The 26624-nt window shown below is 74.2% G+C and carries 23 protein-coding genes and 1 riboswitch; of the genes, 5 read left to right on the plus strand and 18 right to left on the minus strand.

What is annotated here, in order from left to right:
- Nucleotides 1-71: 71 nt before the first annotated feature.
- The 13 genes from ACIRQY_RS03490 to ACIRQY_RS03550 all read right to left on the minus strand — a co-directional run bounded on the left by ACIRQY_RS03490 (nt 72) and on the right by ACIRQY_RS03550 (nt 13480).
- Complete coding sequence (locus ACIRQY_RS03490) at nt 72-1445, minus strand: S8 family serine peptidase (protein ID WP_403922148.1); 1374 nt, start codon at nt 1443-1445, stop codon at nt 72-74.
- A 13-nt stretch (nt 1446-1458) separates the two neighbouring features.
- On the minus strand, nt 1459-3036 hold the full coding sequence (locus ACIRQY_RS03495; RefSeq protein ID WP_403922150.1) for an amino acid adenylation domain-containing protein: 1578 nt from the start codon (nt 3034-3036) through the stop codon (nt 1459-1461).
- Nucleotides 3033-3665 carry an RBBP9/YdeN family alpha/beta hydrolase gene (locus ACIRQY_RS03500; RefSeq protein WP_403922291.1) on the minus strand — a complete coding sequence of 211 codons (633 nt, stop codon included), beginning with the start codon at nt 3663-3665 and terminating at the stop codon, nt 3033-3035. The genes ACIRQY_RS03495 and ACIRQY_RS03500 overlap by 4 nt, the downstream gene beginning before the upstream one ends.
- Nucleotides 3658-3939 (minus strand): acyl carrier protein, encoded by a 282-nt coding sequence (locus tag ACIRQY_RS03505; protein ID WP_403922152.1) that lies wholly within the window; start codon nt 3937-3939, stop codon nt 3658-3660. The genes ACIRQY_RS03500 and ACIRQY_RS03505 overlap by 8 nt, the downstream gene beginning before the upstream one ends.
- A 7-nt stretch (nt 3940-3946) precedes the next feature.
- On the minus strand, nt 3947-5494 hold the full coding sequence (locus tag ACIRQY_RS03510; protein ID WP_351784077.1) for a radical SAM protein: 1548 nt from the start codon (nt 5492-5494) through the stop codon (nt 3947-3949).
- A 22-nt stretch (nt 5495-5516) separates the two neighbouring features.
- Nucleotides 5517-5810, minus strand: a complete 294-nt coding sequence (locus ACIRQY_RS03515; protein ID WP_351784079.1) for a ferredoxin family protein — start codon at nt 5808-5810, stop codon at nt 5517-5519.
- A gap of 69 nt (nt 5811-5879) precedes the next feature.
- Nucleotides 5880-6965, minus strand: coding sequence for an aminotransferase class IV (locus tag ACIRQY_RS03520; protein WP_403922154.1), 1086 nt, complete (start codon nt 6963-6965; stop codon nt 5880-5882).
- Nucleotides 6962-8200, minus strand: a complete 1239-nt coding sequence (locus ACIRQY_RS03525; RefSeq protein WP_403922156.1) for an acetyl-CoA carboxylase biotin carboxylase subunit family protein — start codon at nt 8198-8200, stop codon at nt 6962-6964. Before ACIRQY_RS03525 ends, ACIRQY_RS03520 begins: the two co-directional genes overlap by 4 nt.
- Entirely contained in the window at nt 8194-9333 is a 1140-nt protein-coding gene (locus ACIRQY_RS03530; protein WP_403922158.1) for a GNAT family N-acetyltransferase, read from the minus strand. Before ACIRQY_RS03530 ends, ACIRQY_RS03525 begins: the two co-directional genes overlap by 7 nt.
- A complete protein-coding gene (locus ACIRQY_RS03535; protein WP_403922160.1) occupies nt 9318-10574 on the minus strand; it encodes an MFS transporter in 1257 nt (418 codons plus the stop codon). The genes ACIRQY_RS03530 and ACIRQY_RS03535 overlap by 16 nt, the downstream gene beginning before the upstream one ends.
- Complete coding sequence (locus ACIRQY_RS03540) at nt 10574-11101, minus strand: bacilysin biosynthesis protein BacA (protein ID WP_403922162.1); 528 nt, start codon at nt 11099-11101, stop codon at nt 10574-10576. The genes ACIRQY_RS03535 and ACIRQY_RS03540 overlap by 1 nt, the downstream gene beginning before the upstream one ends.
- A 47-nt stretch (nt 11102-11148) precedes the next feature.
- Complete coding sequence (locus ACIRQY_RS03545) at nt 11149-12276, minus strand: branched-chain amino acid aminotransferase (protein WP_403922164.1); 1128 nt, start codon at nt 12274-12276, stop codon at nt 11149-11151.
- The gene (locus ACIRQY_RS03550) at nt 12269-13480 is read right to left on the minus strand and encodes a DUF6421 family protein (RefSeq protein WP_403922166.1); all 1212 of its coding nucleotides are present in this window, start codon (nt 13478-13480) and stop codon (nt 12269-12271) included. Before ACIRQY_RS03550 ends, ACIRQY_RS03545 begins: the two co-directional genes overlap by 8 nt.
- Before the next feature lie 432 nt (nt 13481-13912).
- Between ACIRQY_RS03550 and ACIRQY_RS03555 the strand changes: the two genes are divergently transcribed.
- From ACIRQY_RS03555 to ACIRQY_RS03570, 4 genes are all read left to right on the plus strand, one after another.
- On the plus strand, nt 13913-15427 hold the full coding sequence (locus ACIRQY_RS03555) for a hypothetical protein (RefSeq protein ID WP_403922168.1): 1515 nt from the start codon (nt 13913-13915) through the stop codon (nt 15425-15427).
- A gap of 106 nt (nt 15428-15533) precedes the next feature.
- Nucleotides 15534-17258: an acyltransferase domain-containing protein gene (locus tag ACIRQY_RS03560; protein WP_403922170.1), complete on the plus strand. Its 1725-nt coding sequence runs from the start codon at nt 15534-15536 to the stop codon at nt 17256-17258.
- The gene (locus ACIRQY_RS03565; RefSeq protein WP_403922172.1) at nt 17255-19192 is read left to right on the plus strand and encodes an acyl-CoA dehydrogenase; all 1938 of its coding nucleotides are present in this window, start codon (nt 17255-17257) and stop codon (nt 19190-19192) included. Before ACIRQY_RS03560 ends, ACIRQY_RS03565 begins: the two co-directional genes overlap by 4 nt.
- Entirely contained in the window at nt 19192-20070 is an 879-nt protein-coding gene (locus ACIRQY_RS03570) for an SDR family NAD(P)-dependent oxidoreductase (RefSeq protein ID WP_403922173.1), read from the plus strand. Before ACIRQY_RS03565 ends, ACIRQY_RS03570 begins: the two co-directional genes overlap by 1 nt.
- A gap of 80 nt (nt 20071-20150) precedes the next feature.
- Here ACIRQY_RS03570 and ACIRQY_RS03575 read toward each other — a convergent pair whose 3' ends face one another.
- The 3 genes from ACIRQY_RS03575 to ACIRQY_RS03585 all read right to left on the minus strand — a co-directional run bounded on the left by ACIRQY_RS03575 (nt 20151) and on the right by ACIRQY_RS03585 (nt 23042).
- Nucleotides 20151-21488, minus strand: coding sequence for a hypothetical protein (locus ACIRQY_RS03575; RefSeq protein WP_403922175.1), 1338 nt, complete (start codon nt 21486-21488; stop codon nt 20151-20153).
- A 511-nt stretch (nt 21489-21999) separates the two neighbouring features.
- Nucleotides 22000-22803: a CbtA family protein gene (locus tag ACIRQY_RS03580; RefSeq protein WP_403922176.1), complete on the minus strand. Its 804-nt coding sequence runs from the start codon at nt 22801-22803 to the stop codon at nt 22000-22002.
- Nucleotides 22804-22817: 14 nt separating this feature from the next.
- Entirely contained in the window at nt 22818-23042 is a 225-nt protein-coding gene (locus ACIRQY_RS03585) for a CbtB-domain containing protein (protein WP_351784107.1), read from the minus strand.
- A gap of 59 nt (nt 23043-23101) precedes the next feature.
- Nucleotides 23102-23187, minus strand: a riboswitch (cobalamin riboswitch).
- Between the two features lie 541 nt (nt 23188-23728).
- Here ACIRQY_RS03585 and ACIRQY_RS03590 point away from each other — a divergent pair.
- Complete coding sequence (locus ACIRQY_RS03590) at nt 23729-24301, plus strand: histidine phosphatase family protein (protein ID WP_403922178.1); 573 nt, start codon at nt 23729-23731, stop codon at nt 24299-24301.
- A 172-nt stretch (nt 24302-24473) separates the two neighbouring features.
- Here ACIRQY_RS03590 and ACIRQY_RS03595 read toward each other — a convergent pair whose 3' ends face one another.
- Nucleotides 24474-25589 carry a FecCD family ABC transporter permease gene (locus ACIRQY_RS03595; protein ID WP_403922180.1) on the minus strand — a complete coding sequence of 372 codons (1116 nt, stop codon included), beginning with the start codon at nt 25587-25589 and terminating at the stop codon, nt 24474-24476.
- Nucleotides 25586-26554 carry a FecCD family ABC transporter permease gene (locus ACIRQY_RS03600; RefSeq protein WP_403922293.1) on the minus strand — a complete coding sequence of 323 codons (969 nt, stop codon included), beginning with the start codon at nt 26552-26554 and terminating at the stop codon, nt 25586-25588. The genes ACIRQY_RS03595 and ACIRQY_RS03600 overlap by 4 nt, the downstream gene beginning before the upstream one ends.
- Nucleotides 26555-26624 lie beyond the last annotated feature (70 nt).

The following is a 26624-nucleotide window of genomic DNA, read 5'->3' on the forward strand; positions in this document are numbered from 1 at the left end:
CCGTCCGGGGCGGGCCCGGACACACGGAAGGGCCCGCCCGCGGGGCTCGCGGCCCCACACGGGCGGGCCGTTCAGGCCCCGCGTCCGCCCGCCGTCAGCAGGCCCAGGCCGACCGCCTTGTTCGGGCAGCTGCCCCCGCAGGCGTCCCCGGTGGACGTCACCCCCTCGGTGACCGGCAGACAGGCGTCCGCCAGGTCCTCCGCCCGTAGGGCACGGCCCCCGCCGACACCCCGCTGCACCGCCAGCGCCACCACGCCCGCCGCGTACGCCGTCGCCCCCGACGTCCCGCTGGACACCAGCCAGCCGTCGTCCGGGGCGGTCCCGTCGTACGCGCTGTTGCGCCGGTCGAAGAGACAACCCGGCTGGGTCGGGAAGACGATGTAGTCGCCGTGGGGAAGGAGTCCGCAGGGACCCGACAGATCCGGCACGCTCCGGCCGGGGAACACCGCCGAGCGGTAGCTCGACGCCAGGTCGGCCGCGCGCAGCGCGCCCCCGGGGGAGAGGTGCGCCCCGCCGACGGTGAGCGCGCCGGGCGTGGCCACCGACTGGAACATGGCGGAGGGCCGGTCGGTGGAGCCGTTGCCCGCCGCGAACAGGACGGTGATGCCCCGCCGGACGGCGTCGGCGACCTCCAGGTGCAGCTGCGGCTCGGCGCGCAGGGTGCCCCAGCTGCACGAGATGACGTCGGGGGCCAGCTGCACGGCCCGCTGGAACGCCGCCAGCGGGAACGAGAAGCCCTCGTTCGCCATCTTCACCATGGTCAGCTCGGCCCGGGGCGCGACCGCCAGCAGCAGCGCCGACATGGCCGTGCCGTGGCCGCGTTCGTCGGCGGCGGGGTCGAAGGCGGCCAGCGCGGGCACCACGGACGTCGTGTAGCCGTGCGCCCGGTGGTGCGGATGCGCGTAGAGACCGGTGTCGACCATCACCACCCGGACGCCGTCGCCCCTGATCCCGGCGGCGTGCAGCGGCCCGGCGCCCGCGACCCGTACCGCGTCCTCCGGGAGCCGCAGGAAGCGGTCGGTGCGGGGGAGCGGGGGCGTGGCGCTCACCGCCAGTTCGAAGCCGGACCTGGGGACCTGGACGTCGTCGACGAGTTGGGGCAGCACACGGGAACGCAGGGGGCCCGCCGCCCGGGTCTCGTACCGTACGGAACCCCGGATGTACTTGTTGCGGACCGGGCGGACCGGCCTGCCGAAGACCTCCGCGAGCAGGGTGTTCCCGCCGGACACGGTCAGTCCGGCGCCGGTGCGGGCCTCGACGAGCAGCCCCTCGCGGGCGTACGCGTCGGCGAGCCGGTCCACGGACCCCGGGGGCGGCAGGAACTCCGTCACGGGGTGGCGCAGGAGCTGCCCGGGGTCGGAGCCGATCCGCCGTCCGCCGGCCGAGCGGGGGACGACGGTGAGGGTGCCGCGCTCCTCGAAGCGGGCGAACTCCTCCTCCACCATGGGTGCCTTCCCTTCAGCCGGTCGTGAGCGCCCGCAGGCGCCGCCGGTCGAGCTTGCCGGACGGGGTCAGGTTCACGTCCTCGTCGGTGAGGAAGGTGATCCGGGCGGGCAGCATGTAGTCGGGCAGCCGCAGGGCCAGGGCGTGGCGCAGCTCCGGCTCCCCCGGGGGCCCGTCGCCGGGACCGGGTCCGCCGCCCAGGACGAAGAGGGTGATGGCCCGGCCCGTCAGGGCGTGCTCCTCCGGCACCGCGCAGCAGTCGCCCACCCCGGGCACGGCGAGGGTCGCCGCCTCGACCTCCGACAGGTGGACGAGGTTCCCGTTGATCTTCAGTGCGTCGTCGCGGCGGCCCAGGAACACGAGCGCGCCGTCCGCGCGGCGGCGGACGTAGTCGCCGGAGCGGTAGTAGCGGCCGCCCCCGGGTCCCAGCGGCTCCACCACGGCGGCGGCGGTGCGTGCGGGTTCCCCGCAGTACCCCGTCATCACCTGGGGCCCGCCGATGAGCAGTTCCCCGGTGGCCCCGTCCGGCACCGGCCGCAGGGCGTCGTCGACCACGAGCACGTCCACCGACGGCAGGGGCCCGCCGATCGGGAGGAACTCCTCCTCGTACCCGGCGATGTCGTCCACCAGGAACAGCGTCGCGCTGTGCGTGGTCTCGGTCGGCCCGTACCCGTGGACGTACGTGAGACCCGGCACCCGCTCGGCGAACGCGCGCAGCACCGCCACCGGGCAGGACTCGCCGCCGAACCAGAGCCGCCGCAGTGAGCCGAGGTCACGGCGGGCCGCGTCGCTGAAGCGGCCCACCAGCATCCGGATCACCGAGGGGACGAGCAGCGTGTCCGTGATCCGCCACTCCTCGACCGCCCGGGTGATCTGCGTCGGCATCCGCAGCCGGGGCAGCAGATGCACGCTCCCGCCGACCAGGAACGTCGACCAGAGGTCCACGACGGAGGCGTCGAAGAACAGCGGCGCCACATTGAGGAAGCGCATCCCCTCCTCGAAGCCGACCGTCTCCTGCGCCCCCGAGAGGAAGGCGCACAGCGCCCGGTGGCTGATCACGACACCCTTGGGGGAGCCCGTCGAACCCGAGGTGAACACCACGTACGCGGCGTCGTCCGGGTCGCGCCCGGCCGGGTCGGCCCCCGGACGCGGAGCGGACTCGGCCCCCGGGTCCCACTCCCCGGGGCCGTCCCCGACGGTCACCACCCGCCCCGCCGGCGCCCCGTCGAGGAGCGCCCGGTGGCCAGGGTGGACGAGGGTGACGGTCGGCTCGCACCGGGCGAGCAGCAGCGCGACGCGGGCGGCGGGCAGCGACTCGTCCACCGGCACGTACCGGGCGCCGAGCCGCAGCGCCGCCCACATCGCCGTCACCGAGGCGATCGACTTGTCCATCACCAGGGCGACGGTCGAGCTCCTGCCGACACCGAGCGCCGCGAGGAGCCCGGTCAGGGCCTCGGTGCGCCGGGCCAGCGTCCGGTACGACACCGTCTCGCCGGTGTCCAGCGCCACCACGGCCGTGGCCTCGCTCGTGGACCGGGCCTCCAGGATCTCGTCGGCGTACACGGGGACACCGCCCTCCGCCCGTCCGCTCATCGGTCCTCCTGCCAGGTGAGGGGGGAGTCGAGCCGGAGCCTGATCGCTTCGAGCAGCTCCGGGAAGGTGTCCATCCGCTGCTCGTACGAGCCGAAGTGGCCCATGCCGTCCAGCACGGTCAGGTCGCTGCCGGTCAGCCCGTGCAGCTCCTCGGCGACCTCCAGGGGCACCCAGGGGTCGTCCTTCGAGTGGAACTGGGCGATGAACCGCTGGTTGGCGCGGATGGCGTCCCAGTCCCACGGCCGGTCGAAGAACCCGCTGCGCCGCTCCAGTTCGTAGCCGCAGTCGGTGTGGTGTCCGGCCACGGCGAACGTGCCGAGCAGCGGCGCCGTCTCGGCGTACCGGAACGCGGCGAGCGCCCCGGAGGAGTGCCCGACGATCACCGTGTTCTCGTCCGGCCGTACGACGTCCGTGAGGTACGGCAGCCAGAACCGCAGCCGCCCCTTGATGGGGTCGGGGAAGGTCTGCGCCACCACCCGGTGGCCGAGGGCCTCCAGCTCCCGCTTGAGATAGGGGAACCAGATGCCCTCGACGCTCGCTCCGGCGTTCCCGTGGATCAGGACGATCCGCGCGTCCGCCCGGGAGCGGGGCCGGTGCGGCCCCGCTCCCGCCGTGGAGATCTCAGACAGGGGACACCTCGTCGTCCAGGAGCTCGTCGAGCAGCTCGGACAGCGAGCCCAGGGTCGCGAAGTTCTCGACGGTCAGCAGCTCGGGTTCGAGCTCGATGTCGTAGAACGTCTCGAAGGCCAGCGTCAGTTCGATCATCTGGGTCGAGTTCAGCGAGAGACCGCCGTTGAACAGGGGCGTGTCCGAAGCCAGTTCGACCTTCTGATGGGGGAAGATCTCGGCGATGACCCCGCGCAGGTCGTCCTCGATGTCCGCCCGGTTCTTGCGGTCGCTCACCCTCGGTTCAGCTCCTCTCGGGCGCGGCGGGACCCTCGCCGGGCGTCTTCGCCGGGGCGGTCTCGTCCGCGGTCTTCGGCCGGGTCTGCAGGAACAGCGGGGTCCTGGGAATGTTCTGCGCGTCCTGGTGGAAGGGGTTGCGCTTGTTCTTGAGCGAGAGGTACATGGTGCGGCGGGCCCGCGCCTTCTCCTCGTCGGAGTAGAAGAGGAAGGCGATGTTGCCCGCGTTCTCCCGGCCGACCTCGGTGAGCGTCAGGTCCTCGTCGGTCTCCACCGCGTAGCCGCCCTCGACGAGCCAGTCCACCTCGCGGCGGTACTTTTCGAAGTTGGCGACGTCCTCCTTCCGTACCGTGCCGAAGACGGGGAAGAAGACCATGACGCGGTTCTCGACCTCGTCCTCGCTGCAGATGCGGCCCTGCTCGATGGGGATGATCCCCTCCTCGACCTCCCGCATCCACCGGTCCACGTCGGTGTGGTTGCGGTAGCTGCGCTCGCCCATGTAGTTCTCGGCGGCGGGGCCGATGCCCAGGGTGTAGCTGGCGCGGTAACCGTTGCCGCCGCAGGCGTGGTTGAGGCCGATCTCGCCCGAGTCGTCGAGATGGGTGAAGAAGTTGATCAGGAGCTGCTTGTCGTAGCCGTACCCGGCGAGACCGTCCTTGATCTGCCGGTACTGCTCGCGCTCGATGGTGCCCGACGGCTTCACGTCGGCGACCTTGCCCGCCCGGATCTGCTGGTCGAGCCGGGTGCCCTCCCACTGGTTGAACCGGTAGGTCTGCACGAAGCTGGGGCGCAGCTCGGCGCAGATGCCCTGGAGGTCCCGGCCGAGGACCTCGTCGTCCTGGCCCGGCAGGTTGTACATCAGGTCCAGGGCGAAGGTCCGGATGCCCGCCCTGCGGATGTTCTCCGCCGTGCGGTGGACCTGCTCGACGGTGGCCTTGATGGTGAGCTTGCGCCGGATCTGCTCGTCGAGGGTCTGCACGCCGAAGGAGATCCGGGTGATGCCCAGCGACTTCAGCATCTCGATGTAGCCGTCCTGGGAGAGCCCGAGCGGGCTGCCCTCCAGGGAGATGCCGTCGACCTCGCTGAGGTCGAACTCGCGGTGCACCGCCTCCAGGATGGTGGCCATCGAGTCCTGTTCGAGCGCGGAGGGCGTGCCGCCGCCGAACTGGACGTACTTGATCTTCGTCCCCTGGAAGTACTTCGAGCGCGCGTTGCGCTGGATCTCCTTCACCATGGCCTGGACGAAACGCTTCTGCCGCTCGCCCTGGTACTTCGCCGCGGACTCCTTGAAGCACGCGCAGAAGTTGCAGAACGCCTCGCAGAACGGGATGTGGAAGTAGAGCAGGATGTCCGTCTGCTCCGGGTGGGACTGCCGCTCCAGGAACGAGAAGTACTCGGCCTTCTCCGCCTCGTCGTCGAGGGCGTCCTGGAAGGCGCAGATCTTGGGGTAGAACCAGGTGACGTTGGTGCGCTTCTCGGGGCTCTCGAACTCGTCCTTCAGATAGAAGTTCGAGTCGAGCCCGAGCATGAAGGGGTTCTCGACAGAGGTCGTCATGGCCTCGGCTCCCACTCTCTGATCAGGAAGGCTGGCTGGAGGGCTCCCCGTGGGGACCCCGGCTCTTGAGGAGGACCGGGTACTGGGCGCTCTTCTCTCCGTTGATCTCGATCCACTGGAGCTTCTCCTCCGGCAGGTCGACGTCCGCCCAGATGGCCTCGGGCGGGCACTCGGCGACGCACGCGTTGCAGTCGATGCACTCCTCGGGGTCGATGTAGAGCATCTCGGGGCCCTCGTGGAAACAGCTCACGGGGCAGACGTCCACACAGTCCGTGTACTTGCAGCCGATGCACTCGTCGGTGACGACGTACGCCATTCTCGGTACCTCCGCGGTCTCGTTCCCGGCGTTCCCGCCGCGGCTCGTGTCACAGGGGGTGTGACGCCCTCACGCGTGGACCGGCGCGACCTCGGTCAGCCGGCGCATCCACCCGAAGCGGTCGACGGCCTCGCCCCGGTGGACGCCGTCGAGCAGCCCCCGGAACCGGGCCGTCACCGGACCGGTCTCCCCGGCGGCGAACCGGTGCTCCTCGCCCTGGTGCCCCAGCGACGTCACCGGCGCGATCCCCGCCCCGCCGCCGGTGGCGAAGCACTCGGTGACCGTGCCGTCCGCGATGCCCTTCAGCACCTCGGCCAGCTCCACCGGCCGCTCCACGACCCGGGTGCCCGCGTCCCGCGCCAGCTTCACGACGGAGTCGCGGGTCACCCCGGGCAGCACCGTGCGGTCGAGCGCCGGAGTGGTCAGGACCCCGTCGATCACGAAGAAGGCGTTGAGGTTCCCGATCTGCTGCACGAAGCGGCCCTGCGGCCCGTCGAGCCACAGCACGTGGTCGTAGCCGTAGTTCGCCGCGACCTCGCCCGGCACCACCGCCGCCGCGAGCGACCCGGCGTCGTTGACGTCCCCGGTGCCGCCGGGCCAGGCCCGGACGTAGCCGTCGAGGGTCATCGCGCGCACCGGCCGCCCCGCCGCCGCCGGGTCGGCGACCGACGCCAGGACGTAGAACAGGCAGGCGTCCGCCGGGCCGGGCGTGAGCCCCGTGCCGTCGGCGGCGAGGACCGCGCGCAGGTGCAGCGCCCCGCCGGGACCCGCCGGGATCCACTCCCGGTCCAGCTCCACCAGGGCGCGGACCGCCGTCCACACCCGGTCGAAGTCGACCTGCGGCAGGGCCAGCCTGCGGGCGCCGTTGTTCAGCCGCTTGAGGTGGCTGTCCGGCCGGAACACGGCGATCGGACCGTCCGCCGTACGGTACGCGGTGAACGTGTCCACGACCGACTGACCGGCCAGGACCGCGCCCGCGGTGGGCCGCAGCGCCGGGACCGCGTCCCGGTCGGCCACGGTGAGCCCCTGCCAGGTGCGGCGCTTCCCCGACCGCATGAAGAAGGCGTGATCGGTGAGGACCGGGGTGGCGGGCCCGTCCGCCTCCGGCCTCGGACGGGGGGTGGCGGTGGGTGTGACCACCAGTTCGTTGCTCATGCGTGGGCACCTTCCTTGTCCTGGAGACCGACGCCCTCGACGTCGGCCTCCACCTCTGAGATGACCGAGGCGACCAGACGCTCGACCTGGTCGAGGGCTCCCTCGAAATGCAGCCGGGCGACCCGGTTGCGGAAGATGTCGCCCGGATCGAGCACCGTGCCCGGCTCCGCCTCCGGGACCAGCTCCCGGAACTCACCCGCCCCGGTGAACGGAGCGGTGCCGGTCAGCGTCCCCGCGTACGGCCCCGCCCGCCGCGTCGTCACGAACGCGAGGCCCGCGCTCACCGGCGACAGCGGACCGGGATCGTGCCGCAGCCCACGGGCCGCGTCCGCCGCCGCCGCGCACAGGTCCACCCCGGGACCCGCGAGCACCAGCTCGGGAATGTTGTCTCCGGCGAGCCGCGCGCCGACCTCGATCAGCACCGGCCGCCCGTCGCGGTCGATCCGCGTTTCGATGTGGAAGGGCCCCACCGACAGCTCGAACGCCTCCACCACCCGCCGGGCGAACTCCTCCAGGGCCACGCCGTGCGGCGAGCGCTCCGGAGCGGTCGCGATGTGTCCCGTCTCGAAGAAGTCCGGTTCCGCCGAGAGGAACTTGGTGGTGACGCTCGCCAGATGCGGCCCCGCCGCGTCGACCCAGCCGTCCAGGGAGAACTCCGGCCCCTCCACGTACTCCTCCACGAGCGCGGCCCGCCGGGGGTTCGGATGGAACCTCACCTCGCCCGGCCCGTGCACCACGGCGCACGCCGCCGCGTACTCCTCCTCGTCCCGGCAGAGGCTCACCATCAGGCTCCCGCCGCAGTCGACGGGCTTCACCACCACCGGGAACGGCAGCGGACAAGGCCCCGGCACCCCCTGCTCCACCAGTACCGAACGCGGAAAGGCCACCCCGCGCTCCGCGCACCAGCGGCGCATCACGTCCTTCTGCCGCACCGCCTCCGCCGCCTCCGCGCCCAGCGCCGGAAGCCCGAGGGCCCGCGCCAGGGCGGCGCTCTCCGGCACCACGTACTCGAAGCCCGCGACGACCCCGGTCGGCCGCTCCCCGCACTCCCCGACGATCCGCAGCAGCTCCGCCACGCCCCGGTCGGGACTCCAGTCGACGACGGTCGCGCCCGCCGTGACCTCCGGCGGGAGCAGCTCGGGGAACTGGGTGGGGATCAGACAGGGCGTCCCCGACGCCACCACCCGGGCGGCGAGCCGGACCCCCGCCGACAGGGGCTGGACGACGATCAGCACGGCAGGACCTCCGACGAGACTCCGGCGACGAACCGCTCGTCGTCCCCGAGGAACGCCCAGTCGGGCGCGGGAACGGGCAGCGGACGGCCGGCGCGGGACATGAACAGGGTGCGGCGCGGGCGTAGTTCGGCGCCGCGCAGGGACTTCGCCCGGTACGAGGTGACCCCGAGGTGCACGGCGTCGAGACCCCGGTCGAGGGCGAGCCGCAGCGGACCGTACACGGTCGCCTCGAAGTACTCCCCGGCCTCACCGTGCCCGGCGGCGTAGTCGCAGCCGAAGACCCGCATGTGCAGGGTCCGGCCGTGGACGATGCCCAGGGCGAAGGCGGCGAGCCGGTCCCGCCCGTCCAGCACCTCGGTGACGACCACGTCCGCGCCGCCGACGCTCAGACAGCGCAGCAGATACCGCACCGCGCCCTCCTCGCTGAGCTCCTCGCCGTGCCGGGCCTGCACCTGGACGACCAGCGGCGCGTACCGCTCCAGCTCCGCCGGGTCGGCGACCACGGTCCGCGACCGGTAGCCGCCCTTGGCGAGCCGTCTGAGATCGCGCCGCACCAGCGAACGCCGGGACGAGGGCAGCGCCGCCACGTGCGCGTCGAAGTCCGCGCCGCGCGGCAGGACCGCGGCCGTCGGAGGACAGGGCGCGGCGACCGTCGCGAAGCCGGGCAGCGCGGCCAGCTCCCGGGTCTCCGCCTCGGGCAGGTACCACCAGGACACGTGCTCCGCGCCGTACTCCTCGGCCCGGTCGAGCAGCCGCCCGCAGAGGGAGCCGAGCAGCCCGGCGCGCTCCTCGCGGGACAGCGCGGGGTCCAGCAGCACCCGGTTGTCGTAGCCGGTCCGCGAACCGGCCAGCACCTGCGTCCCGGGGGTGTGCCCGAGCAGGGTGGACTCGTTGTAGAGCGGGTTGCTGTCGCCGCCGGAAGCCGTGTGGAAGGGCACCAGGGCGCTGGTCCGGCCGCTCGTCGTGTCCCGGCCCGCCAGATACGCCGTGACGAAGCCCCGGTCGCCCTCCTGGGAGGCGGTCCAGCGGCGGGAGGTGTAGAAACCGGCCTCGTCCAGCCACGGCACACCGGTCCCGGAGGGGTCGAGGCGGTCGAGCTCGCCCACCGTGAACGGCGTCAGGGGGTCGTCCATGCCTCGTCCTGCCTCTCGGTCGTGTACGTGCCCCGGGCCAGGACCCAGGTGGCGACGACGCTCAGGACCGCCACCAGGCTGGCCGCCACCGCCGCCGTCGTGAACAGCAGCAGGAGGGCCGCGGCGCCCGCGCCGATCGGGATCGTCCCGAAGGCGAACGTGCGGTACACCGCGTTCACCCGGCCCAGCATCCCCTCGGGCGACACCAGTTGACGTCGTGTCAGCGAATGCACGTTGTAGAACGCCATGGCCGCGCCGTACACCGACATGCTCACCAGGAAGACCGCCGCACCCCAGAGGCCGAGGCCCAGCGCCCACAACGCCGCGAGCAGCGCCGCCTGGGAGACGAGCAGGGCCCACACCCATGACCGGGCACCGCTCCCGCCGCCGTACCGCGCGCTGGCCCTGGCGCCGAGCACACTGCCCACGCCCGCCGCGCTGAACCCGATGCCCAGGAAGGCGACCGAGTGCTCGGCCTCCTGCACCACGGCGATGAACAGCACGCTCAGGGCGACCTGTTCGGCCAGATTGAACAGGGAGCCCGCCGCCACCAGCCGACGCAGCGGATCGGACGCCGCGACCGCGGCGAACCCGGCGCGGATCGACGCGTTCTCCCTGCTCGCCCGGTTACGCGAGGGCTGTCGGCGGGCCCGCAGCGCCGCCCCGCCGAACAGGTACGACACGGAGTCCAGCGCCAGGGCCAGACCGGGACCGAGCCCCGACACGACCAGACCTCCGACGGCGGGACCGGCCGTCTGCGAGACCGCGTTGACCGCCGCCAACTGCCCGTTGGCGCGGGTCAGATCCTCGGTGTCCACGGTGTCGGGGACGTACGCGAGGAGGGCGGTGTCGAAGAGCGCGGTGAACGCGCCCAGCAGCATCGCGGCGGCGAACAGCGTCGGGTAGTCCAGCCACGCCGCCGCGGACAGCCCCACCACCAGGATCAGCACCACCGCCCGCGCGAAGTGCGCGGCGTACAGCAGCGGCGCCCGGTCCCGCAGGTCTGCGAGCCGCCCCGCGAACGGGGTGACGAGCAGCACCGGGACGAACTGCGCCCCGCTGAGCAGCGCGATCTGCGATGGGGACGCGTCCAGACCGGCGGCGGCGAGGACGGGCAGCGCCACCAGGGTCAGCTGCGAACCGGCCGAGGACACCGCCTCGCTGACCCGCAGTGCCCGGAACGCGGCGGGCAGCCCCCGGCGGCCCGCCGACGGCGCCGGATCCTTCGCCTCGCCGGCCATCACACCGCCTCTTCCGCGGAGCCGCGCCTGCCCACATGGAGCGTGAACACCATCGGCACGGGGCCGAAGTTCTCCAGCACCCGCAGTCCCTCCGCCCGGGCGGAGGGACCCGTCGTCACACAGGCGTCGAACTCACCGGCCGCGCAGAGGGCGGCGGCCCGCGAGTTGCTGCTCGCCAGGGACACGGCGCCCCGGCCCTCGACCAGACAACTGGGCGCCGGATGCGACACGATCGTGCGGACCCCGGTGCCGTCCGCCCGGCCCGCGAGGACCATGTCATGGGTGTCCAGGAGGAAGCTGTCGGCCATCTCCAGACGGTGCAGGTTCTGGAAGACCAGGTCGTGCAGCCGGGGGTAGACGGCGCACGCGAGGATGGCCTCGGTGCCGTCGAAGCCCATGACGTCGAGCCCGTCCTCCACCTCCGCGTGCAGCAGCACCTTCCCGTCGACGCCCCGCTCGGCGAACCAGTGGTGCGCGGCCTTCTCCAGATTGGTCCCGGAAGGGCCCAGGGTGTGGATCGTGGTCACCGCCGGAAGCGTCGCGCCACGGCCCCTACCGCGCCCCGTGCTGTCGTTCATGCGTGTCGTCCCCCGCCTTCGATGGCCGTCGCTCCGGCGCCGCCGGTGACCGGCAGCAGCCAGCCGTGCGTGTCAGGTGTACGTGCGTGCTGGACGTCGAGGAGCGCGGTCCGCAGCCGCCGGGTCACCGGGCCCTCCGTACCGTCGCCGACGAGCAGGTCCCCGCCGTCGAGACCGAGCCTGCCGACCGCCACGACCACGCCCGCCGTCCCCGAGGCGAAGACCTCGGTGAGCCGCCCGGAGCGCAGACCGTCCCGCACGTCGTCGATGGCCGTCGGCTCCTCGGCGGCCGGGAGCCCGAGGTCCCCGGCCAGGGCCAGCAGTGAGTCCCGGGTGATGCCCCGGACGATCGTGCCGTCGCACGGCGGGGTCGTCAGCCGGGGCCCGTCCCCGTCGTCCCGGACGAAGAAGACGTTCATGGTGCTGAGTTCCTCGACCCAGCGGCGCTCCAGACCGTCCAGCCACAGCGCCTCGTCGTACCCGGCGGCCTGCGCCGCCGTCCTGGTGAGGAGACTGGCCGCGTAGTTCCCCGCGCACTTCGACTCGCCCGTGCCGCCGCGCACCGCGCGGACCGCGTCCGACGCCACGGTCACCGCCAGCGGCCGGAAGCCGCTCCCGAAACAGGGGTCGGCGGGATAGGGCAGGACCACGCACCGGTAGCTCCGCGAGGGCCGCAGCCCCATCTCGGCCTCGGTGGCGAGCAGCAGCGGACGCAGGTACAGGCTCTGCCCGTAGCCGCCCGGCACCCACCGCTCCTCCGCCGCGACCAGCTCCGCGCACGCCCGTACGTACAGCTCCACCGGCATCTCCGGCATCGCGAGCCGCGCCGCCGACAGCCCCAGGCGACGGCCGTGGTCCGCCGCCCGGAACAGGGCCACCGACCCGTCCGTGCCCCGGAAGGCCTTCATGCCCTCGAAGACGGCCTGCCCGTAGTGGAGCCCCAGCGTCGCCGGGTCCAGGACCAGGTTCCCGTACGGCTCGATCCTCGGCTCGGACCAGCCCGTTGCGGCCTCCCACTCCACGACCGCGACCCGGCCGGTGGCATGACGGCAGAAACCGGGATCACGGAGCACGCTGTCCGGTGCGGTCGGTGCGGGGGCCCCGGGCGGGGCTGTCTCAGACATGTACCTCGGAACCCCACAGTCCGATCGGTGCCAGCGGACCGCCGTAGCGGTCCGGCTTCGACTCGGGCCTGCGCAGCAGCGTCCCGTACAGGAAGTCGACGGCCCGCGTCCGGTAGGCCTCGTCGTCCTCCGTCGTCTCGATCTCCTCGATCAGACCGACGAGTTCACGGACGCACTCCACGATCTCCGCCTTCGGACCCAGGGCCCGCCGCCCGGAACCGTCCATCGTGAACAGTCCGTTCGCCGCCAGCCAGGTACCGAGCGCGAACCCGGTGCCGGAGTCGAAGTTGCGCAGCGGCTCGGGCTGCGCCGGATAGCGGAACAGCCGCTCCAGGAAGACGTATTCGAGGACGACCGGACCGTACGGCACGTCCTCCTCGAAACAGGCGATGGCCGTCTTCATGTCGACCTTGAGCTCTTCCAGGAGGCCGGGCCGCCACTTCGTCTTCAGCGCCAGGTGCTGGTCGAGCGGCCGGGGACCGGTGTGGTGGAAGTAGTCGTGCATGTACCCCCAGACGCACCTGGCCTGGTAGACGTCCTCGGGGTCGATGCCGGGGGAGACGAGCCCGGTGTCCCCGGCGAACGGTGACGGGCCGCACAGCCGCTCGGTGATCGCCAGCGTCTGGGCCCAGATGTCCACGTGCCGGTCGAAGAAGAACCAGGCGAAGTTCTGGTGGGTGCAGCGGGTCGCCGACGGGATGTTCTCCGGGAAGAACACCACGCAGTTGCCCTCCCGCAGACCCCGCGAGGCCGAGAGCAGCCGGGTCGACTGGAAGACGGCCTTCGGGTGCGGATAGGTGTCCTGGAGGTACGGGGTGCAGTCCGGGTCCTGCCGGACCACCGAGAAGGCCTCGATGTGCACCTCGTGCCGGTCACTGTTGGGCAGGACCACCGGCCCGACGTACGCGGCTGGTTCACCGTCCCCGGGCGCGGGCACCGAGTCCCGGGTGGCGTCGAAGTCCGGGACGCCCTCGCAACCCGACTCGCCCCAGCGCGCCAAGTCGTCGAGTGTCGCCGATATCTGACGCTCCGGCATAAGTCCCGAGAGTCCACGGACAGCCGTGCGCAACTCTTCGAGGACGACCCGTGGATCGCCGTCTCCTCCACCGCTCCGGACCTCGCGCAGACGGTCCACGACAGGGACGACCCGACGTTCGAAATCCAGAAGTACGGCAATGCTTCGCGGACCCACTCCACCCCCCACGGCGACGCTCCCCAGTGCGGAACCCGAGGGCTCCGCTCGTCACACCAGCGTCGAACACCGCTGGTCGCCAGGGACGCTAACATCCCAACTCCGCTCCGAACAATGGCAGTCTGAAGATCGGGACGTCATCTGCTCGACCTGCGGCGATGCGCCGGGCGCGGCGACGCGCGCCGGAGCGCCGGAAGCCGCCCGGACGTCACCATCCCCTCCGCCGGCCGCGCCGGAGAGCCCGGACGCGACCCGCCCGGAGGGCGCTCCCGCGGAGCGGCCCCGGAGGGTGCTCCCGGCCGCGCGGGCCGGGCACACGGAACTCCGGAACGAGTGCGTAGATGAACTGAATTCCGTCGCCCGCTTGGGCGCGGGAAATTTGTTGCGCGGAAATTCGACTGATAGGGATTCACCACAACGGGCCACAAAGGAAAGAGGCGCGCGGTGAACAGAACTCGCATGGTCGGTCGTATCGTTTCGGCGGAGGAGTGCGGGCCGGGCGAGATCCTCATTCCCCTCCGTTTCTCCCACGGCCCGCGCGAGCGCGTCACCTGCGCGGAGACCGGCCTGCTCATCGGAAGCGCGGCACGGAACGGCTGGAAAGCGACGCCCCGAGAGATGCGCGCCCGCGCCTTCCCGGAGGATTCCCCCGGAACCCGGGGACCGTGCGCCGACGCCCCCGTCCGCAGCACCGGCTGGGCCGTCTCGTACGAACTCGGCACCGGACTCCGGCTCGGATTCGCCGCGCTCGCCGACCCGGCGGACCACGCCGCCGTCGCCGCCGCCCGGCGCATCGTCGAGGAGTGGACGGCCGCCCTGCGCACCCGGCTGCTCGTCACCACCGAGAAGGGAGCCCTGTGCGAGGGCGCCCGGGGCCTCCTCGCCGCCGTCGAGCGGGCCGGGAGCACACCCGGCGGCCGTACCGTCGTCGCCGGGTCCGAGGGCTGCGGCCTGACGGTGACCGACGGACTCCACCGCCTCGGCGCCCTGCGGACGGCGGAAGCGGGCCCGGCCCGCCCGGGGGACCTGAGGGTCGTGGGCCCCCTGCCGCCGTCCCCGGCGGACCGCGCCGCCGCACCCGGCGTCACCGTCGTGGACGCCGTCTGCGAACGCCACCGGGCCACCGCCGGCGAACTCGCCCGCCTCACCCGTCAGGGCGAACACGTGGTCCTCGCCGCGCCCCTCCGGACGATCGCCGCGCAACGGCTGAGGGAGGGCGCGGAGGAGGCGGAGGCCATGGAGGAAGCGGAGACCGCGGAGGAGGGAGGGACGGGCGACGAGGCCCGGCGGGGGGAGGCCGGGGCGACGGCGGACGGCCGGTCCGACGCGGGCCGCGCGTACGACGGGGAGCGGGCCCGTCCCCGGGTCGTGCTCTCCGCGCCGGACCCGGCGGCCACCCCCGTGCCCGACCCGCACCGGATCGGATTCGCCCTCGTCCCCGGCCAGGCGCTGCGGCCCGCCCTCGCCGTCGGGGAGGTCCTCCGGGCCCGCTTCGGGCACGTCGTGCCCCAGGCCCCCCGGACCTACTGCTACGAGGCCGACGACCGGCGCGACACCGTGCGCTGTGTCGCCGCGCTCGTGGACCTGCTGCTGATCGCCGCCCGCCCCGACGACCCCGAGGCCGCCGACGTCGCCTCCTGGGCGCCACCCGGAACCCCCGTCCGCACGGTGACGTCCGTCCGTGACCTGGACCCCGGCTGGCTGCGCGCCGCCGGAGCCGTCGGTGTCGTCGAGACCGTCCATGCCCCGCGCCCGCTCGCCGAGCAACTGCTGTGCGCCTTGCGGAAGCTGGGCCCGAGTGACACGGTGAGGCGGTCCGTCACGACCCGCCGCGTTCCTGCCCAGGGCCTGACGGACGACCCACCCGGAGCCCCCGCCCCGGACTCGTCGGCGAACGCCCCCGGCGCCTCCGGCGGCAACCCTCCCTCCGCTTTCAGCATCCCGCCGTTCTCACCCTGACCCCGCCCGAGGGCCCTGTCCAGCACCCCGCCCCCGGCGCGACCGTGGTACCAGGCGTCCGTACGACGGGTGGACGCGGAGGACGACGGTGTCCACGGGGGAAGACATGGCGAGAACGGTCCACATGTTCCCGGCCCAGGGAGACTTTCCGGTACGGGAGTTCACGGCGGCGCTGGCACGGGACGAGGCGCTGCACGCGGCGGCCGAGGCGACCTTCGCCGCCGTCGACCGGGACCATACCCGGCGCGGTGTGCCCGCACTGCGGCCCTGGCTGCTGGGCCCGAACCCGCCGGGCTCCCGCGAGTTGGCCGCCGCACCCATGGGCACCGGACAACTCGCGCTGTTCGGCGCCTCGATGAGCGTCCACACCGCACTCGTCCACCGGTACGGCACCCCGGACGCGGTGCTCGGCGTGAGCTTCGGAGAGATCGCGGCCCTCACCGCCGCCGGAGCCCTCACCGTCCGCGAGGGAGCCGGGCTCGCCCATGTGCTCGCCCGCGTCCTGGCCACCGCCCCGGGCGGGCTGACTCTGATGGCCTGCGACGAGGTCACCGCCGCCGTGCTCATCGCCCCGACGGACACCGGCGCCCTCGTGGTGGCGTGCGTCAACCACCCCGAGGAGACCGTCGTCGCCGGGCCGCTGCGGGAGCTGGCCCGCCTGGAGGCGCGGGCGGCCGCCGCCGGGATCGCGGCCGTACGGCTCAGGCCGCCGTCCAGCGCCCACCATCCGGCACTCACCGCACAGGCGGACCGGTTCCACGCGGCCGTCCGCACCCGGTTGCCGCGCCCGCCCCTGCTCCCCGTCCTCTCGGCGGTCGCGGGCCGCGCGTACCGGCCCGGCGAGGACCTGCCCCGCCGTCTCGCGGACTGCCTGGTCCGCCCCGCGCACCTCCCCGCCGTCCTGCGGCTCGCCCGCGCCACGGGCCACGACACCTTCCGTGAGGCGGGCCCCGGCACGACCCTGACCCGGGCGGCCCGCCGCGTCCTGCCGGAAGACACCACGGTGTACGGGGGACTCGGGGAGGCCCCGGCGAAGGTGACGGCCCCCGGCCGCGCCCTGAGGGAACACGGGTCCGGGGGCCGCCCGGGGGAGACGGCTGCTACGGCCACGGCTCCGATGGGTTCGGGTCAGGCTTCAGCCGGTGGTCCGGCGGATGGGGGCGCCCGACGGGTCCGTACCGGGGAAGCGGGGGGAGCGTCCGACGGTGTTCCGGCCGTCGCGGCTCCCGGTCGGACTCCGGTCACGGAGGCGCCTACGGGCTCCGGCGCCCCCGTCGCGGGGGAGGCGCATACGGCTTCGCGTCCTGCCCTCTCGGAGAGGGTGTGCACCGCTCCGTGCCTTGTGGGCCCACCGGAAGCCGACGCGGTTCCGCGCCCCGCCCGCGCGCGGGACGCGCGTACCGGTCCCGGTCGCGCGGCCGGGACCGGGGCCCAGGCCGGGACGAACACCGCTGGGTCCGGATCGGGTTCGGGTGTCGGCGTGGGTGTGGACGTGGGCTCCGGTTCGGGTTCGGGTTCGGGCTCCGGTTCGGGTCGGGGTGCGAGAAGCTCGGCCCTCGGCTCCGGCCTCGGCTCGGGTTCTGGCTCTGGCTCCGGTTCGAGCTCAGGCCCCGGCCACAGGACCGGCCCGCGCCCGGGCTGCGGTCCCGGCTCGGGGCGCGGCCCCGCCCCCGGCGGTCCGTCGGGCGAGGCGTCCTCCGCTGTCGGCTTCCCGGGGGAGGGCCCGGTCGACGGTCCCGAGTCCGGCGGGCCCTCTGGTGTCCGGCCGCCGCCCCTCGTCCGGCCACCTCGCGCCACCACGAACCTCCCTCTCCTCCCGGAGCGACGATGACCCTCACGCCCCTGCCCCCGTGTACCGCCCGGTCCGGCGTCCGACCGCTCCTGCACGGCGACTGCCCGCCCGGCTTCCTCCGCACCGTCCACGAGGCCCTGGCCCGGCACCCGTACCGGATCGCCGTCCGGCCCGAGGAACGCGACCCGTACCTCGGCGACCGGCTCCGTTCCCTCCTGCGTGCGCTGCCGCCCGCCCGTACGCTCCTCACCGACGCCGACGCGCTCGCCGCCGCCCTCGCCTGGGCGGCCGTCGCCGACCCGCGCCTCGCCATGAACCTCGTCACGCACACCGTCCTCTGCTCCGGCTCCCTCGTCCGGCTCGCCCCCGGGGCGACCGGCACGCCCGAAGTCCGCGAAGCACTCGACGCGCTGGACCGGGGAGACGCCAGGGGCAGCTACCTGATCACCGAGACCGGACGGGCCAACAGTCATCCGGGGGTGATGACCCGTGCCGTCCACGACCCGGAACACGGACAGTTCGTCCTGGACACGCCCGATCCCGCCGCCGCCAAGTTCGCCGGGGTCCCGGACGCCCCGGAGCTCCGACTCGCCGTGGTCCTCGCCCGCGTCGAGGCGGGCGGCCGGGAGGGCGGGGTCTTCCCGTTCCTGGTGGAACTCGCCGACGCCGACGGCCCGCGCCCGGGCGTGGCGTGGTCGGCGCCGGTCGAGGTCGGCGCCCTGCCCCTCACCCTGCGCAATGTCTCCCTCCACGGGGTGCGCGTCCCGGTCGGCCACTGGCTCCGCGACACCGCCTCCCTGGACACCGACGGGACCCCCGCCGACCCGCTCGGCTCCCCGGACGCCCGCCTCCGGCGCTCCCTGGACGTGGGACGCGAGCTGTGGGGCGCCCTGCCGTCCGCCGCCGCCGCGCTCGCCCGCCAGTCCACGGTGCTCGCCCTGCGCCACTCCCGCCGCATGGTCACCCTCGCCGGGCCCGCCTCCGGCGAGCCGCTCCTCTCCCACCGGAGCCAACAGCGCGCCCTGCTCGGCGCGTTGGCGGACTCGTACGCCCTCGGCTGTGCGGCGGCCCGCGCCCGGGAACTGCTCCAGGAGCTGTTCGACGCCCCCGGGGGACCGACGGGCCGGGCGGCCGACGCCATGGGGCTCGCCCCGTGGACGGCCGTCAGCAGGGACCTGTCCGCCTACAAGGCGTACTCCGTGCGCGAGGCGGAACGGGTCGTCGCCGTGTGTCAGCGGCGCTGCGGCCACCACGGGCTCGTCGACACCAACAGGCTGGCCGGGTACCGGGGCTTCCTGCACGCCTTCGACCCGGCGGGCGGCGACAGCCAGCTCATCCTGTACGACCTCGGCCGCGCCCTCGCCACCGAGCCGTACGAGCCGCCTGGGCCGTACGAGCCCGAGCTGTACGAGCCTGAGCCGTACGAGTCCCAGGGGCCGAAGGCCGCCAGTGGGGCGCCCGCGCCGCACCCCACGGACCCGACCGACCCCTCCTGGTGGCCGACGGTCCTGCGGGCCCACGAGGCCGCCCTCGCGGACGGGCTGCGCGGCGCCCTGGACGGCCGCCGCCACCTCGACGCCTTCGAGAGGTGGAACCCGCTGCTTGACCTCGCGGGCGAACTGGGCGAGGCGCACGCCGCCCGGCTCGCCGCCGAGGACGTCGTACGGGCCGGGAGCCGCTACCTCACCTGTATCGGCCCCCCGCTCCGTGAAGCCCTCGACGGCCTCGGCGCCCTCGCGGCCCTGCGCGCCGCCCGCCGCAGGGCCGGGGAACTCCTCACCCGCGGGACCCTCGTCCCGGCCGCCCTCGCGCCGGTCGCGGCGGAGGCCGACCGGCTCTGCGACCGGCTGCTGCCCCATCTCCCGCTCCTGGAAGGGCTGTTCTCCTTCCCCGACGACATCGTCTGCTCCGGCCTCGGCATCCGGCCGCCCGCCGCGCACCCCACCGGAACCTTCCTCCCCGAGGACCGCTGATGAACGCCCCCGCACCGCCGCCGGGACCCGCCATCGGCGTCCTCGGCACCTTCCGGCTCGACGGCGCCCGTGCCCTCGTCACCGGCGCCTCTCGGGGCATCGGCCGCGCGTGTGCCGTGGCCCTGGCCGACGCGGGCTGCGACGTCGCCCTCGCCGCCAGGAGCGCCGAGGCGCTGGCGGCGACGGCAGTCGCCGTCGAGGCCCGTGGCCGCAAGGCCGTCCTCCTCGCCGGAGACCTCGGCGTCCCCGGCACCGCCCGCGCCCTCGTCGAGGGAGCCGCCGCCGCGCTCGGCGGGCTCGGCGTCGTCGTCCACAACGCGGGCGTCCTGCCGACGGCCGCCGACGGAGTGACCCCGGTCGTCGCCCCCTTCACCGAGAGCGACCGGCACGGCTGGGAACAGGTCATCGGCGTCAACCTCCACGCCAGCGCCGAACTGTGCCGGGCCGCCCACCCCGTGCTCGCCGAGTCCCCGCGCGCCTCCCTCGTCCTGATGTCCTCCGTCGCCGGAGTCATCGCGGCCCCCCTCTTGGAGGCCTACGCCGCCTCCAAGGCCGCGCAGGTGTCCCTTGCCCGGACCCTCGCCGCCGCCTGGGCCCGTACAGGCATCCGCGTCAACGCCCTGTGCCCCGGCTGGACCCGCACCGACATGACCTCCTTCGCCCACACCAGCGGGCCGCTCAGCGACTGGCTCCTCGCCCATGTGTCGCTCGGCCGCTGGGCCCGCCCGGACGAAGTGGCCGCCGCCACCCTCTTCCTCGCCTCGCCCACCTCCTCGTACCTCACCGGCCACGCGCTCGTCCTGGACGGCGGACTCTCCCTGGCCGACGGGGGCCTCGCGGGCATTCCGAAGCCCCCGTCTTCCTTCGCCGCGCCGTGACCTCCGCCAAGGGCGCGCTCGGGCACACCATGGGCGCGGCGGTGGCCGTCGAGGCGGCTCTCACCGTCCTGACTCCCCCCTCACCGGCCCCGGCGCGGGCCACCGCCCGGGACCACCCGGGCGCTGTGCAGGAGGAGCGCGCGGGCCGCCGGGTGCCGGGCGTGCGGACGCAGCAGGGCACGGAGATCACCGAGCGCCTTGTCGGCCCGCCCGCTCATCAGGTGCGGATAGTCGTCGAGGAAGCGGTAGCCGGTCTCGACGGCCTCGTTGAGGCGCCCGGCCCGCAGCTGGAGCACGGCCAGATCGGCCAGCACCACCGCCCGGGACCGGCGTTCGCCCGGCGGCCGGTGGTGCTCGGCCGCCCGCAGGGTCCGCAGCGCGCCCTCGGGATCGCCCAGGATCTCCCGTACGGCCGACTCGTGACGCAGCAGCGAGCCCTGGTGGTAGCGGCCGGTGACGGAGACGGCGGACACCGGGTCGGGGGAACGGTCGAGCAGCCGCTCCGCCGTGCCGAGCGCCCGTGCGGCGTCGCCGACCCGCCCGTCGAGCGCGTGCGCCACGGCCAACTGGCCCTGGACGAAAGCCCGGTGGACGGCCGGTCCGGTGACGGTCCCGGCGGCGGCCGTCGCCAGGTCCACCGCCTGGCGCACATGCCCGAGCTGGCAGGCCTGGACGGACATGCCCCGCAGGGTGATGGCCCGGTCGAGCAGCGAGTTGTTCGCGGCGGCGAGCCGCAGCGCCCCGTGGTAGTAGCGCTGCGCCCGTCCGTGCGCGTGGTCGTCGAAGTGCATGAACGCGCAGAGATAGGCGAGTTGGGACGCCACCCGCATCAGCCGTCGGCGCAGTGCCGGGGCGGCCGGACGGTGCAGCTTCGGCCCGAGGTCCGCCGTCAGATAGGAGGCCAGGGCCCGCCGCCCGCGTCCGCCGCCGAACGAGGCGTCCGCGTCGTGGAAGACGAGGGCCATGGCCTCGGCCGCCTCCACCTCGAAGCGTTCGATCCGGTCGCCCGGCCCGCCGAGCGGCCCGCGCAGGGCCACCGGCGCCGAGTGCCCCGGTACCGGCAGGTCCCGGGCGTAAACGGGTTCGCCGTGGGTCCGCCCCGGGGCCCGTACGGCGGGAACCGCGGCGGGCCGCTCGTCAGACGTGGCCGTGACGTCCTCCGTTGTCTCCAACCCCGTCTCGCGCAAGGTCACTTCGCGGCCGAGACGACGCGACAGCGCCTCGGTGACGAGGCCGAGCACCGCCGCGCGCGGTCTCGTCCCGGCGAGCCAGTGGGCGACGGCCGACCGGTCGTAGCCGAGTGCCCGCCCGGTCTCCGCGCCCGCTCTGTTCACCTCGGCCGCCAGTTCGGCCGCCGTCATGCCCGCCTCCGCGAGCAGATCGCGCAGGGCCTGGTTCGGACGTGGACGCCTCTCCATCGTGTCCCCTCCCCGCCGGGATTCCTCCGGCATCCTCCGATTGAGCCCGTGCGGGCGGAGCCCCGCAACGGCGCGTTCACGGCGGGGCCCCGCGCCCCGGGGGCCGCGCCGGGGGACACGGGGGACGCGGGGAGCGGACCGGCAGGTCGGACGCGCGGCGCGGGCGCCGGGGCGATCGGCGCGGGGGAGGGGAGCGGAAGGGTCCGGATTCAGCGGAGTACGCCGTTCAGCGCGGCTCCGCCCGACGGCGGCGGCGCCGGAAGAGGACCATCCCGACGACGGGACCGGCAGCCGGACCACCAGCGGATCCGGCCGGTCCGGGGCGGGTGGCGCGCGTCGGCCTGCCCGGACCGAGAGAACGGCAGCCGGGGCAGTGAACCGGAGACCGACCGGCCCTCCGGGGTCCCCAGCACGACCGGCCGTCCGGGACCGGGAAGCGTGAACGCGCCCCGGGCGGCGAACAGCCCCGTACACCAGGGGCGTACGGGGCTGTTCGCGGGACCCTATAGGGTCAGTCGGCGACCGGCGCGGCCACCGGGGCGGGCGCGCCGCCCACGGCCGTCCGGGCGGACAGGGCCTTCTGGGCGAGGACGCCGAAGACGATCCCGAAGACCACCCACAGCACGAGCTGGACACCGAGCGAGGCCAGCCGGAACTCCCACAGCAACGCGGCGGGGAAGCTCGCCTTCACCGCGTCGTCGTTGGCGGGCAGTACGGCGAAGGCGAGGCCGGTCACCACGAGGTACCCGGCACCGGCGACCAGGGCCGCGTTCCAGTTGCCCAGGCGCGGTGCGAGCCGCCGTCCGACGATCACGGCGGCGACGGCGAGCAGCACACTGAGCAGGATCATCAGGAAGAACAGGGTGGTGCGCTTCCCGATGGTGTCGGGATTGCCGACGGCGGGCGGGGTCGCCGGATACTTCAGGAACGGCACCAGGTACACGGTCGTGAACGCGGCGGCGGCGGTCAGCGCGGCGGTCGCCCGGGGGCTGAACCGTCCCACCCGGCCGAGCGCGAACGAGAACACGAGCGCGCTGATGCCACCGAGGGCCACTCCATAGACGAGGACGCCCGTGGCGAGGCCGAAGGTGGACTGCACGGGACGGCTGACCACCTCCTCCTCTTCCTCCGCACCGGCGGCGGCTTCGCCGTGTCCGGCGTGCGCTTCCTGGGCGGCCTGGGCCTCCTCCACCGCGATGGCGCCGTTCACGGACGGCTCACCGGCGACATAGGCCACGGCGAAGGCGAAGAGTCCGGCGATCAGACCCGCGAGCATCCCACGGATCAGCAGGGCTCTGACAGTTGAGGCGTGCATGTGCGGAACGCCTCTCAGTGGCAGGGGAAGCCGAGCAGATGACGTCCGTCGTGCACCCACTCGTGCACGTCGGAGCCCGCGAACAGCGAGGTGGCACCCTGCTCGGCGCCCACGAAGTACAGGGCGATCAGCGCGAGAAGGCCGACGAAGAAGGCCCAGGGAAGAACGGCCCGGACGGGCAACGGGGCCGGAACGGCCACGGAAGGGCTGGAAGCGGCGGACACGACGGCCTCGGCCATGATGGAACCTCCTGCGGGAACTCGCGTCCCGATCGGTGGTGCAGGACGACGGTCCACGGGTCTGACTCGCCGCGACAGCGCTCCCGCAGGAGGGCGCGCCCCGGCACACAGTGGCGCGACCGTGCCGGTTTTCCACCGGACTTCCGTCTCGCCGTCGTCACGTTGTTGAGATGTCGCCCGACGGTACCGCGCGTGGTGCCCGCCGCCAAGGGCGTGAGGCGTGGATCACCTCCGCCTGTCCGCCCGTTGGGACGGGACCGGCCCAGGAGGCAGCCGACCGCCGGGACGCGTCCGCCCGTGCACGGAGTCCTCCGGTGGGACCGGACCTACCGGAGAACGCGGTCGCCGTCGGGAAGGGAGCTGCCCGCGAAGCCGGTACCGGTGGGACGGGACCCTGCACGAAGGAGACTTCCCGGTGGGCGGGGACCTGTGGACGAAGGGGGACTTCCGGTGGGCGGGGACCCGTGTGTGACCCTGGCGGGACGGGGTCCGCCCGCGACAGGAGGGCCCGGTAGGACGGGACCTGCCTGCGACAGGAGCGGTACGGCGGTACGGGACCCGTCCCGCCGGGCCCTCGCCCTGAAGCGGGGCCGCCCGCGCGGCCGGGCCCCGCAGTACCCTGGGCGCCGCCCCCACCGAAGTACTCGCCCCACCCTGCCCGTACCGCCCACTCCCGAAGGACCGCGATGACCGTCCGGCTCACGCTGATCTCCCCCGCGACGAGCGGGGCCCTGCGCGAGGTGCGGTTCGACGACGACAGCCCCCTCGACCCGGGGGGAGCGGCGCTCGCCGAGGCCGCCGCCCCGGCCGTCCCCGCCGCCGCGCGGGCGTACCGCTCGCCCTCCGTGCGCTGCCGGGACACCGCCCGCGCCCTGGGACTCACCGCCGCCCCGGTCGACGCCCTCGCGGGCTGCGCCACGGGACGGTGGCGCGGGCGGACCCTCGCGGAGGTCGCCGCCACCGAGGAGGCGGCGCTCGCCGTCTGGCTGTCCGACCCGACGGCCGCCCCGCACGGCGGGGAGTCCCTCAGCGCGCTGCGGGTCCGGGTCGGTGACTGGCTCGACGCCCTGGGCTCCGGCTCGGGGCCGGTCGTCGTGGTCGCCGAACCGGACGTGGTGCGTGCCGCGACGGTCCACGCGCTCGGCGCCCCCGACACGACGGCCCGGCGGCTCGACGTACGCCCGCTGACCGCCGTCCGCCTCAGCGGGCGCGCCGGACGCTGGAACGTGCTCGCGGGCGAACCGCTGACGCCCCGATAGGAGTCCGCCGCCCGCAAGGGAAGAACCCTGGTGCGGCCCGCCGCGTACGGGAGCACCCCGGTGCGGTCAGCCGCGCACGGGAAGCGCCCGGTAGCGGTCCGCCGCCCGTACGGGAACGGCGCGGGGCCCGGAGGGAAGATCCTCCGGGCCCCGCGCCGTGCGCTCCGTACCGTCAGGCGGGACGACGCCACTCCCGCAGGAGCAGATAGCCCAGGTACGTACCGCCGAGGGCCATCGTGTAGAGGCCGACCGGCAGGTTGTCGAAGAGCGGCAGCTGCTGCGCCGTGAGGTCCGCGAGGACCAGCAGCAGCGCCCCCATCAGGGTGGACATCACCAGGTGCGGGCCACCGCCCCGGGTGACGCGCTTGGCGATCTGCGGCGCCGTCAGGGACACGAAGGCGATCGGCCCCGCGACGCTCACCGCACCCGCCGAGAGCACGATCGACAGGGCGACCGCGCCGGTCGCCGTCCGGCCCGGCCGGGCGCCGAGCCCGCTCGACAGGTCGTCGCCCATCTCACCGACGGACAGCGGCCGCGCCAGGAGCGCCGCCAGCGGCAGCGACAGCAGCAGCACCGTCCAGATGGTCGTCGCGTCGTCCCAGGAACGGGCCGAGAGACTGCCGTTGATGTACGAGGTGAGGGCGGTGGCCTTGTCACGCTCGACCGCGTACACCACGTACTGGGTCAGCGCCGTCGCCATGGCGGCCACACCGATGCCCGCCACCACGAGCCGGCCCGGATTGCGGAACCCGGTGCCGGTGGCGAAGAACACCACCGCCATCGCGAGGACCGCGCCGAGCAGCGCGCCGACCGGCACCGGCAGGACGCCGGGCAGGAACAGGGCCGCGGCGGCGGCCCCCGCACCGGCCCCGGCGCCCAGCCCGATCACGTCGGGGCTGCCCAGCGGGTTGCGGGTGACGGACTGGAACAGGGCCCCGGACAGCCCGAAGGCGGCGCCGGTCGCGATGGCCACCACGAGCCGGGGGCCGCGCAGCCGGTTGAGGACGAAGGCGTTCTTTCCGGTCGCCTCGCCCGCGAGGGCGGACGGCAGGTCGGCGAGCTGGATGCCGAGCCGTCCCATCGACAGAGTGGCCGCCGCGGCGACGACGAGCAGCAGCAGTGTCGCCGCGCCCGCGACCAGGGAGGCGCGGCGCACGGGGAGGGCGACCCAGGGGCCGATCCGCAGCACCGTGCGTCCGGCGGGACGCGTCGGCCGGGGCGCGACGGTCCCGGTGGCGACGGTCTCGGTGGGGACGGGCGCTGTGCCCGTCGGGTCGGCGGTCCTCATGAGGCCCCCCTCATACGGCGAACGGCGAAGAGCAGGGCGGGGGCGCCGACGAAGGCGGTGACGACGCCGACCATCAGTTCCTGCGGACGCAGCAGCACCCGGCCGATGACGTCGGCGAAGAGCAGCAGCGCGGGCCCGGCGAGGGCGCTGAGGGCGATCTGGGCCCGGAAGTCGGCGCCCACCAGCGCCCGCACCACGTGCGGGACGGCCAGGCCGACGAAGGCGATGGGGCCGACGGCGGCGGTGGCTGCGGCGGCCAGCAGGGTCGCCGCGAGCAGCCCGGTGCCCTTGATCCGGGCGGGGCTGATGCCGAGCGAGGCGGCCTTGTCGTCGCCCATCGCCATGGCGTTGAGGCCCGGCGCGAGGAGCAGGGCGAGCAGCAGACCGGCCGCCGCGAACGGCAGCACGGCCCAGAAGGCGTCGAAGCCGCGTCCGCCGAGCGCGCCCACGACCCAGTAGCGGTAGGTGTCGAACACCTTCGGGTCGGACAGGGCGACGGCCTGGATGAAGGCGGCGAGGACGGCGGAGAGCACCGCTCCGGCGAGGACCAGCCGGACCGGCCCGCCCCCGCCGCCCGCGGTGCCGATGAGATGGACGACGACACCGATGGCCAGCGCTCCGATGAGCGCCCACCAGATGGTCTCCCGCTGTCCGGAGGCTCCGAGGAACGCCGTGGCGGCGACGATGCTCGCGGACGCGCCCGCGTTGATGCCGAGGAGTCCCGGCTCGGCGAGCGGATTGCGGGTGATGCCCTGCATCAGGGTGCCCGCGACGGCCAGACAGAGGCCCGCGAGCACCCCGAGGGCGGTGCGCGGGTAGCGGCTCTCGATGACGGTGCGGGTGTACGCGTCGCCCTCGCCGGTGAGGACCCGCAGGACGTCGCCGAAGGAGGTCGGCCTGCTACCGAACATGACGCTGGCGAACAGCGCCAGGGCAAGCAGGACCAGGCACAGGACAGCGCCGATGACATGCCGTCCGAGGCCCCGCCGTGCGACGGCGGGGCCTCGGAGGGTCCGGGAAGGAGTGGTCACGCCG

The organism is Streptomyces sp. NPDC101490 (assembly GCF_044767145.1).
Classification (GTDB): domain Bacteria; phylum Actinomycetota; class Actinomycetes; order Streptomycetales; family Streptomycetaceae; genus Streptomyces.